The 9,970-nt window shown below is 37.1% G+C and carries 8 protein-coding genes; 3 read left to right on the top strand and 5 right to left on the bottom strand.

Going from position 1 to position 9,970, the window contains the following annotated elements:
• On the bottom strand, nt 1–3,597 hold a 3,597-nt coding region (locus tag IV87_RS10405), incomplete at its 3' end, for a KxYKxGKxW signal peptide domain-containing protein (protein WP_082623580.1).
• 801 nt (nt 3,598–4,398) lie between these two features.
• Here IV87_RS10405 and IV87_RS10400 point away from each other — a divergent pair.
• Entirely contained in the window at nt 4,399–4,956 is a 558-nt protein-coding gene (locus tag IV87_RS10400; protein ID WP_057808019.1) for a hypothetical protein, read from the top strand.
• Between the two features lie 274 nt (nt 4,957–5,230).
• On the opposite strand, the gene typA is transcribed toward IV87_RS10400, so the two are convergent.
• From typA to IV87_RS10385, 3 genes are all read right to left on the bottom strand, one after another.
• Entirely contained in the window at nt 5,231–7,075 is a 1,845-nt protein-coding gene (gene typA / locus IV87_RS10395) for a translational GTPase TypA (protein WP_057808017.1), read from the bottom strand.
• Between the two features lie 63 nt (nt 7,076–7,138).
• The gene (locus IV87_RS10390) at nt 7,139–7,918 is read right to left on the bottom strand and encodes an inositol monophosphatase family protein (protein WP_057808015.1); all 780 of its coding nucleotides are present in this window, start codon (nt 7,916–7,918) and stop codon (nt 7,139–7,141) included.
• Nucleotides 7,919–7,925: 7 nt separating this feature from the next.
• Nucleotides 7,926–8,207: a UPF0223 family protein gene (locus tag IV87_RS10385; RefSeq protein WP_057808014.1), complete on the bottom strand. Its 282-nt coding sequence runs from the start codon at nt 8,205–8,207 to the stop codon at nt 7,926–7,928.
• Between the two features lie 134 nt (nt 8,208–8,341).
• Between IV87_RS10385 and def the strand changes: the two genes are divergently transcribed.
• Complete coding sequence (gene def, locus IV87_RS10380) at nt 8,342–8,899, top strand: peptide deformylase (RefSeq protein ID WP_143053206.1); 558 nt, start codon at nt 8,342–8,344, stop codon at nt 8,897–8,899.
• A 44-nt stretch (nt 8,900–8,943) separates the two neighbouring features.
• On the opposite strand, the gene IV87_RS10375 is transcribed toward def, so the two are convergent.
• Nucleotides 8,944–9,423, bottom strand: a complete 480-nt coding sequence (locus tag IV87_RS10375; RefSeq protein WP_057808012.1) for a hypothetical protein — start codon at nt 9,421–9,423, stop codon at nt 8,944–8,946.
• Between the two features lie 184 nt (nt 9,424–9,607).
• Between IV87_RS10375 and IV87_RS10370 the strand changes: the two genes are divergently transcribed.
• A complete protein-coding gene (locus tag IV87_RS10370) occupies nt 9,608–9,820 on the top strand; it encodes a DNA-directed RNA polymerase subunit epsilon (protein WP_057808010.1) in 213 nt (70 codons plus the stop codon).
• Nucleotides 9,821–9,970: the final 150 nt, after the last annotated feature.

Genomic DNA, 9,970 nt, shown 5'->3' with positions numbered 1-9,970 from the left:
CTTATCCCCACCTGGTGTATCTGGCGTGTAAGTAATAGCTGTATAGCTAACCGTAATATCACCAGGTTGCGTCAGTGTTGCCGATTCATTTGGATCAAATAAGAAAGTTTGATCGAAATCACTAAAATCAATGGAAGTATAATTTCCATCATCGTCTTTCTTAATAGGAACCTTACCAATCACTGCAGCAAAACCTGCAATTGTTACAATCGCTACATCCATTCCGTTTTTAAGCGTATATGATACTTCACCAGTAGCCTCGTTGGTTACGGTTGAATATGTTGCGGTTTGAGTTACATCCTTAGGTGTCTTGCTTCCTGCACCTTCAAAATGAACAGTTCGACTAACTGTCTTAGAACCATAACTTAAAATTGGATTATAAATAAATGTCGCTGTATTATTCGCACTAATGGTACTATCCACATTTTTATCATCCACCGTAATAGTTTTGGTTTCAACGCCCTTATCTGTTCCAGTCAATGTATACCCTGCCACTTTTGGAGTAATAATTACCTTATCACCAACATTCGCATTGATTAAAACAGAACCATCAGTATTATAGGTAGCTTTTTGTTCTGCACCCCCATTTACTGTATACGTGAAACTGGTTCCGTCTGGAGCCCCCGTTTCCGTAACTTTAATTTGTGCAGCAATCACTGGAACACCGTACGTAATAGTGACAGTATCATCACCATTTAATGTATCATCAAAACTAATCTGATACGTACCTGTATTTTCAATTTCCGTTGCACCATCAACTGAGACAGCATACTTAGTTGTATCCGGGTTTGAAGGTGTAATGATCGCGTACTCCCCATCACTCAAATCAAGAGAAAAATCATCACTATATGCATTTTCTGTTCCGGCACTAATAAGTACATCACTGTCTGTTGAATTCTGAGCTTTACTATAAATTGTATAATCAAAAATTGCAGTATCGGGAACATTTACACCCTTTACAGCTACCTTTCCTGCAAGAACTTGTGTTATTCCACCATAAGGGATATAGACAACGCCACCACTTTCAGGAATTGTAATCGCAGCCAATGTTGCCGCATCAGGAGCATTAAGGCCACTAATTGTTGCTGGTAAGTTACTTATGTCAATCGGATCATTAAAAGTACCTGTTAATCCACTAATTGGATTGCCAAGATTTTTATACGATTGCTTTATAATATTGCCATCACTATCAACATATTGGGTTTCTTGAACTGGTTGCAAAGAATACGACACTGTGTTCGGCGCTGTTGTAAGCCCAGTATAAAAACTAACAAGATATTCTTTAGTTTGTTCACTAACATAATTAGATTCATCATGCGGATTAGTATCGTTTGTCGCTTCTCCAGAATAAGTTGTGGTTAATGTATTTCCCTTTGTATCGGTCAAATTATAATTGGTCATAATCTTGTTCCAAACTTCATCAACATAATTTGAATCAGTTGGATCAACCGCATCATCACTCGCAAGATCTTTTAACTTTTGATTGTAAAACGGCAAAATATATTTATAAACATCAGTCAGTCCAGCTTCATAAGTAGTGGTTGTCGTACCTGTTGGAATTACATCATCACCCGTTGGTGTTGTGATACCGGCAATTGTATTATGAATCGTCTGCACATTATCAAATCCATCGTTATCATGTAGATACCCTAATAGACTTTCTGTTCCTGCACTTCCATCCGTTACAACATTACCATTAGCATCTACCCGCGTATACATAGCTTGAATTGCATCATATTTTCCCACCATGGCGTAACCATATGCTGCATCAATAATTGCTTTTGAATACGCCAAATATAAATCGTTGAAAACTGAGAAGTTAGAATATGCAACTCCATCACCAGATAAAGTAGTATCATCCCAACCTGTTGCTGTACCGCCTTCCAAAGCACCAACATACTCACCTAAAGTTTGCCCATTCATATAGGATTCCACAAGTGTTCCTTTAGAAGAACTATACATCGTTCCAATATGGGGAATAATAGTAGTTAACGAATACGCCCCATCAATTGTCATTAACTTATGAGCCAATTGATACGATTGTTCATTGATACTTGTCAAAACAGAAGTGGCATCATTTGCACTATCAAATGACTGTGTATCAGAGACCGTATTAACTGCGGGTAAAACAACATTTAGAACATAATCCTGTGCTCCTGGTACAATTTCCGAAATATAAAGTCCTACAGTCCCATTGATAAACGTTTGAATATTTTTCCATTGATCATCCGTCAGCCCAGTTGGCTTTGTAGTTCCCCATCTGCCAAGCAACGATGTTACATCACCAGACGCAGGTATATCATTAACTCCACTTCCAGCCTGAATAAAGTATTCCTTCCAAAATTCAGAGTTATCTAGAACAACTTGATACCAGTCAGAATCAGAATCAGTTTTAGCTGCATTTGACAATCCAGCTGCTGTTGCAACATCCATTTTGCTAATTTGTGCTTTTAAATATCCAATATAACTGCTGTCTCCACTACCAATAAAATAGTAGTAAGCTCGCGATAATTCATTTAGTTCACCAACAAAAACCTCATTATTTGAATCCTGAATATCAAGTTTCATAGAGCTACTAAGACTTTGCCAATAACTAAATAGATCAGCTGATTTTGCATTGGTTACCAATGTCTCAGTTGATTCGTTATAAAAAGTACCTGTCCCAACTGCTTGCATAAAAGCAAAGTCTGCCATTGAAATTGGATAACCAAAAATTGCATCAATTCGACCAGCTCCGGTAGCATTATCCGCACCATAAGTCAATGGTGCAGTTAATGTAGCTGCATTCTTAGCTGTAATCTTAACCGCACTTTTCAACTGAGCATCATCAACAACTTGTTGTACCAAAGCTACATCGTCATAGTCGGATGGTAATGCGATTAAAATTGAACCATCACTCTGAACTGTTACTTCTGTACCTGCAGGTAATTCGGTACCCAACGTAGCTAATTTTTCTTGATCCGTTTCGCTAGTGACAGCTTCTGAGCTAGTTGCACTATTCGAAGTTTCACGAGTCTCTACTGAATCAGTTGCACTTGAAGCGGTTTCAGAAGTGATACTTGATACGCTACTCGTTTCTAAAACAGCACTAGAACTATCAGTTTCACTACTTGACACATTGCTAGTTGCTACACTAGAACCCTCACTTGTACTTGTGGCTGAAGTTTCTTGCGAATTACTGCTAGAACTTGAAGTTGCAAGTGAATCAACACTAGTGGCTTCACTTGAAGTTGCACTGCTACTTGTCGAATCACTCGAAGCTGCAGATGAATCGGTGGTTCCTACACTACTTGATGCAGCTTCGGATACAGCTGCAGCCGAAGTTGTTTCACTATTTTCAGACGAACTACTTTGCAGACTTGAACTACTCTCACTTGCAGCAGAGCTAGAGGTCACTGCTACAGAAGAAGTATCTACCGTTGAATCAGCAGATACTTCTGGTGGCCCCATATAGACTCCTGTTCCAAAAAACAAAACCGTAATTCCTGCAAAAAGCCAGTTTCTACCGGCCTTATACATCTTAAAACGTTCTTTTCGCTGTGCGGTGTCATACAACAGTTTTTGACGTTGTTTATTATGTCGCGAATTATTTAACATATTGCTCCTCCATTCTAATAATTAAATCAATTTCATCAAATACCTGCAATCGCTTTAATTATATCATCATTTTAACCGATTTTGTTTAATAAACAAGATGAATATAGATTATTGTTTCAGTTTAATTGTTCAAAATAACCAATTAAGTAATATAAAGTTCGTGTTTTTTAAATTATCTTTAAAAGCGACACTTCATCTCAAAAGTAGCCAAGCTGCGATTAAACTGACTTACTTGGAAATTTTTAGCAAAACCCCATTTACGCGTATTTATAGAAATGTGCAATAATCTGACTAAAACACTTCATATCCACTAGTTAATGTTTGTATATCAGAAACTTAGCTGATTTGACTCATTATTTTTAATTTAGAAATAAAAGATAAGAAATTGATGCTTTTATAGTCTCAATGTTAAAAATTCTAACTAATTATCTGATCATTTTGATTAAATTTCCAAACTATCGATTTTTTGGTCAAAAAAATAGGTAATTGATTTCTCAAATTACTTAATCCTTTTGTGATTAAACATCACTATTTTGCTATATTCGTTTAACTAAGCGAATCTGGTCATAAAGTCAACATACCCCAATCGATAATCAAATTAATAGCATGTCCCATTTGTTTAGTGAAACATCCATCCTCTTTTGAAATTTTTGTTTATGTTTAAACTAATGGCACAGAAAAAAAATTACAATTTCGTACACTTGAATAAATAACAATTTCCCAAAATTGATGCATATCAATTTCAATTTTCTAAAATGGTTATATACTGGTCTTAATTATTACAAAGGAGGATTCTTAATTATGGCTAAGTATAAAGCGAACATTGTTTCGTTGAACGCTAATAAAATCGGCACTAGTGCACATGGCACTGCCAATTTTACCGAAGACGATGACCAGCTAACTATCACGATTGAAATGTTTGACACACCGGCAAACACACAACACTGGGAACACTTTCATGGTTTTCCAAATGGCAAAGCTGCTGACATTGCAACTTCTGCTCAGGATACAAATCACGATGGATTTATTGATCTAATGGAAACTGAATCTGTATCCGGAACTACAATGGTTCCTTTTGATGATGCTCCAGAAAATATGGACATTCCTCACAATCGCTATCCCGTTTCAGATGCTAATGGTTATTTTACTTACACAAAAGTTGTCCCTTTAGCAACACTTGAAGCTAATTTTGAAAAAGCATTCGGTTCCAAAGATTTACAATTAGACAAACGAGTTATTTACATTCATGGTGTCCCTAAAGACCTCAACTTACCCGTAACGGTTGCTGGCATGGTCGGCGAATTCGATGCCCATGTGACGTTACCAATTGCTGTAGGTAAGATTGAACGAATCGATTAATTCAAGTTTTATGACTACACAAAAAAGCTCCGTTACTGAAACCTCAAAATTTGGCTTCAATAACAGAGCTTTTTTTATTTGACTATTACTTTTTTAATTCATCAACAGCACCATTGTTACTAACTATTTTTGGCAGTAGTTACGAAGGATTATCAACTCAGAATTATATTTTCAAATCAGTAACTGTAGGTACCAATCGGATAATTGCTAAAACTCTCACCAATCAAAAAAAAGGAAACTCAAATTTCGAGTTTCCTTTTTAAACATCAATTATTTATTTTTTTGAAGCAGTCTTACGACGTTTAGCATCTTTTTCACGTTCGTTCGTATTCAAAATTTGTTTACGAAGACGAATGTGATCTGGTGTGATCTCACAATACTCATCTTCATTGATGAATTCCAATGATTCTTCAAGAGTTAAATGAGTTGGCGTCTTGATCTTAGCCATATCATCTGATCCAGCAGCACGAACGTTTGTCTGGTTCTTACCACGTGTGATGTTAACCGAAATATCATTTTCACGGTTATTTTGACCAACAACCATGCCTTCATATACTTCTGTACCAGGGTCAACAAAAATTGTGCCTCGGCTTTCAATTCCCATGATTGCATATGTTGTAGCTTTACCTGAGTTAATTGAAACTAAGGTTCCGTTACGACGACCAGGGTTCCAGTTTTTAATAACTGGTAAGTATTTTGAGAAGGTATGGTTCATAATTCCGTAGCCACGAGTCATTGACAAGAAGCCAGTTGAATAACCAATCAAACCACGAGTAGGAGCCAAGAATGTTAAACGAGTCTGACCATTATCTGTGGTTTCCATGTTTTGCATTTCGCCCTTACGTTGAGACAAACTGTCAATGATTGAACCAGTATACTCATCTGGTGTATCAATCTGAACAGATTCAAATGGTTCACAAAGTTTGCCATCAATTTCCTTATAGATAACTTCTGGACGTGAAGCTTGTAATTCATAACCTTCACGACGTAAAGTTTCAATCAAAATTGACAAATGCAATTCACCACGGCCAGAAACAATCCATGCACCTGGATCATCTGTGTCTTCAACACGAAGCGAAACGTCGGTGTGCAATTCCAATTTCAAACGTTGTTCCAATTGACGTGAAGTAACAAATTTACCTTCACGGCCCGCAAATGGTGAGTCATTAGTTCTGAACGTCATCTGTAATGTTGGTTCATCAATTCGAAGTAAAGGCAAAGCTTCTTGATGATCTGGATCGGTAACAGTTTCCCCAACGAAAATGTCTTCCATTCCGGAAACGGCGATTAAATCACCAGCTTTTGCTTCGTTAATTTCCAAACGCTTTAAGCCAAAGAAACCAAATAGCTTCGTTACTCGGAAGTTCTTGACCTTACCATCAAGCTTCAAAACCGAAACATTGTCGCCAACCTTGATTTTGCCTCGGAAAATACGACCAATTCCAACACGGCCAACAAAGTCGTTATAATCCAACATAGCAACTTGAAATTGTAAAGGTTCATCACTGTTATCAATTGGTGCTGGAATTGTTTTGATAATTGTATCAAACAATGGTTTCATAGTGTGTTTTTGATCATCAGGATCACTAGAATAACTAGAAGTACCATTTAAAGCACTTGCATAAACAATTGGGAAGTCCAATTGATCCTCATCTGCACCCAGTTCAATAAAGAGATCTAACACTTCATCCACAACTTCTTCTGGACGAGCGCCTGGACGGTCAATTTTATTAATAACTACAATGGGTGTTAAGTGTTGCTCTAAAGCTTTTTTAAGCACAAACCGTGTTTGTGGCATTGTTCCTTCAAAAGCATCAACAACTAATAATACACCATCAACCATGCGCATAATTCGTTCAACTTCACCACCGAAGTCCGCATGTCCTGGAGTGTCCAAAATATTAATTTGTTTGTCGCCATAGCGAACGGCTGTATTCTTAGAAAGAATCGTAATGCCTCGCTCACGTTCGATCGCATTAGTGTCCATGGCCCGATCCTCAATATGGGTATGTTCATCCAATGTATCTGATTGCTTTAGCATTTCGTTCACCAAAGTTGTCTTACCGTGGTCAACATGGGCAATAATTGCGATGTTTCGAATATCATCTCGTCGTTTCAAAAGTGTTTCTCCTTTTCCTGGGCATCTCCATAAAAAAACTGCAACTAGTTTGTCACAGTCAGACTACCTAATCATATTTAATATATCCTTTTGTGTATCTTTAGTCGATACTAATACATCATTTGATGATAGCATATCAACCGGTGTTCCGTCAACCTTTGTTACCGAAAGATTAAGGGTTTCTGCCAAAATTTTCCCTGCAGCAAAATCCCAAGGCATCAAATGTGAAATGTAACCGTTTTGCTTTCCTTTTAGCACCTGAATAAATTCAATTCCTGCACTACCAATAATACGAACTCCGGAACTTGCTTCATCAATCGCCTGTAAATGATACTTATCATGAATTAGCATTGGTCCACTAACACCCAGTAATCCGTCCCTCAAATGAAGGTTGGTAGGTTTAGTTAATTCATTATCCTGAGTAAAAACGCCTAAACTTGGGCCACCACCATAAATCCGGTTACGCATCACATCCATAATGTATCCAAGAATGCCTTTACCATCAATATATAAGGCAATCATGACGGCAAAGTTATCACGCTGTTTAACAAAATTAAGCGTTCCGTCTAAAGGATCAATAATCCACACGTGTCCTTGCATAGACGTTACCTGATCACCTTGGCCCTCTTCACCCAAGATTTTAGCTTGCGAATCAAAACTACGAATAGCCTTAATTATCTTTTTTTCATTAGCTTTATCAACATTGGTAACTAAGTCTTTTCGACTTGTTTTTTCAGCAACTGCCAGAGGATCATGTAACTCGCTTAAAATATCTTCTCTAACTTCTTTTAGCCAACCACGAATGATATGGTCAGTCTGCCACAAATTTTCTATAATATTCATAATTCACCTATTTACTCAACGGTCCAATTCTTTTACGATCTGAGGTTTGTGCAGCTTTCACAGCCACATACATGTCAAAACCTGAAACCTGTAAAAACTTTTTTGTTAATTGTTTTTCTTCAGCCTTACTTTTCACAATTTGTTTAAAATCATGATATTGATTCAAAAACAACTGACGATCTATCCCGTTTAGATAAGCCGTTTCTACTGCAGTATAAAAGGCAACCACCGTTGTAATTTCCTCGATCTGCCACTCTGCTTCTAATGGGTACGCGTAATTTTCGCTCATCACAGTATTCCTTCCATAATTTCAGTTATATTCATTCTACCTCTTTCAAACTCGTTTTAAAAATGTTCTTACTCGGTTTTATTATTTCTAAGTATGGTAAAATAATTTTGAAGAAACATTTGGAGGTTTTGAAAGTGATTAAAATGAATGACATCACCCGTGATGGTGATCCTGTTTTAAGAAAACGAGCTGCCAAGGCCACTTTTCCCTTAACAGCAGAGCAAAAAGAATTGGCAGATAGAATGATGGAATATTTGGTTAAAAGCCAAGATCCAGAAATTGCTGAGAAATACAAGCTACGGGCAGGTGTTGGTTTAGCTGCCCCACAGGTTGGCGTTTCACTGCAAATGGCTGCTGTTTTAGTTCCTGGCGGTAAAGACAAACCCGTACTTTTTAAAGAAATACTTGTCAATCCAGTGATTGTAAGTGAATCAGTGCAAGTTGCGGCTCTTGAAGAGGGTGAAGGCTGTCTCTCTGTTGATAAAGACATTCCTGGTTACGTTCCTCGCCATGATCGTATCACGATCAAATATCAAACCGTAGACGGTGAGAACAAAAAGATTCGCCTAAAGGACTATCCAGCAATTGTTTGCCAACATGAAATCGATCATTTAAAGGGCACTCTTTTTTATGATCATATTAATAAAAAAGAACCCCTAAAAATTGCAGACGATGCTGTAATTATCGGTTAGAAAAAAAGAGACCTGAAAAATTATGAATTTTTCAGGTCTCTTTTTTACTCTACTTTGTGAAGATCTTCAATATATTCTCTGGTTGGTTCATTAATCACATTTGCCACATCCACATGTAATTCCTCGTGGTACAACCAGATATCTGTCACACAAAATACTGGGTACTCGAACCTGCTTTGAATGTTGTTATCTTTAGCATACTTTTTTACTACTTCATTAATCCAGTGTCGAAGTGATTCTAATTCATTTTTTTGTAAATCTGTTTTGCCAAACGAAAATTCAAACGCCAAAACACCACGTCCCCAAATATCTGAAACTAATTTTGGCGTTGTATCGGTTTGTCCTGTCAAAATCACTTTCTGTTCTTTTAAGGCATCTGATACTTTTGCCATCGCCAGGGTTACATCATGACGACTAGCCGATTGGACCACTAATAAAGCTCGCTTTCGTTTTCGCCGTCGAATCGCGTAGCTTCCCACTAAAACAATTACGATAAGAATAATCAAAACATATAGGATGATCATAGTCTGGCTCCTTTATTTGTTACTTTCATTTTAGCATAAATTCAACGTACTCCGTGGTTTATAGCGTTTCGATTCTATACTTCAAGCAACTGGTATGCTAGAATAGTCTTGTTAGTCATTAGAGTCGCTTGCCTTTTCAGACAGGTCTATAAAATCTTAAATTTTCTTAAAAGGAGCTCAAATTATGATTTTTAAAGTTTTATTCCAAACAGCTGCAGAATCCACCCCTAAACGGGAAACAACCGAATCAATTTATCTCGAAGCACCTACCAAAGAAGATGCTATCCAGTTAGTTGAAGACAACACCGATTACAATATTGAATTTGTAGAACCACTTGAGGGTAAATCCCTGGAGTACGAACAACAAAGCGTTAACTACAAGTTGACCAAGTTTTAAATCTAATTTAAACAAAACGAAATCAGGAAGTTAATTTGGCAAATGCTAAATTAACTTCCTGTTTTTTTGGTATAAAAAAAGGATCCGACAATTGACTGTCAGATCCTCGAGACTTTTAATTATGGGTCTACACTTTCTGGTATTGGTGAA

The organism is Pediococcus ethanolidurans (genome assembly GCF_001437405.1).
Taxonomy (GTDB): Bacteria; Bacillota; Bacilli; order Lactobacillales; family Lactobacillaceae; genus Pediococcus; species Pediococcus ethanolidurans.
This window is presented reverse-complemented; position numbering and strand designations above follow the sequence as displayed.

Coding starts and splice junctions, on each gene's coding strand:
- IV87_RS10400 (WP_057808019.1), top strand. CDS start 4,399: ATGGCTAAGTATAAAGCGAACATTGTTTCGTTGAACGCTAATAAAATC.
- IV87_RS10375 (WP_057808012.1), bottom strand. CDS start 9,423: ATGATCATCCTATATGTTTTGATTATTCTTATCGTAATTGTTTTAGTG.
- IV87_RS10385 (WP_057808014.1), bottom strand. CDS start 8,207: ATGAGCGAAAATTACGCGTACCCATTAGAAGCAGAGTGGCAGATCGAG.
- IV87_RS10370 (WP_057808010.1), top strand. CDS start 9,608: ATGATTTTTAAAGTTTTATTCCAAACAGCTGCAGAATCCACCCCTAAA.
- IV87_RS10390 (WP_057808015.1), bottom strand. CDS start 7,918: ATGAATATTATAGAAAATTTGTGGCAGACTGACCATATCATTCGTGGT.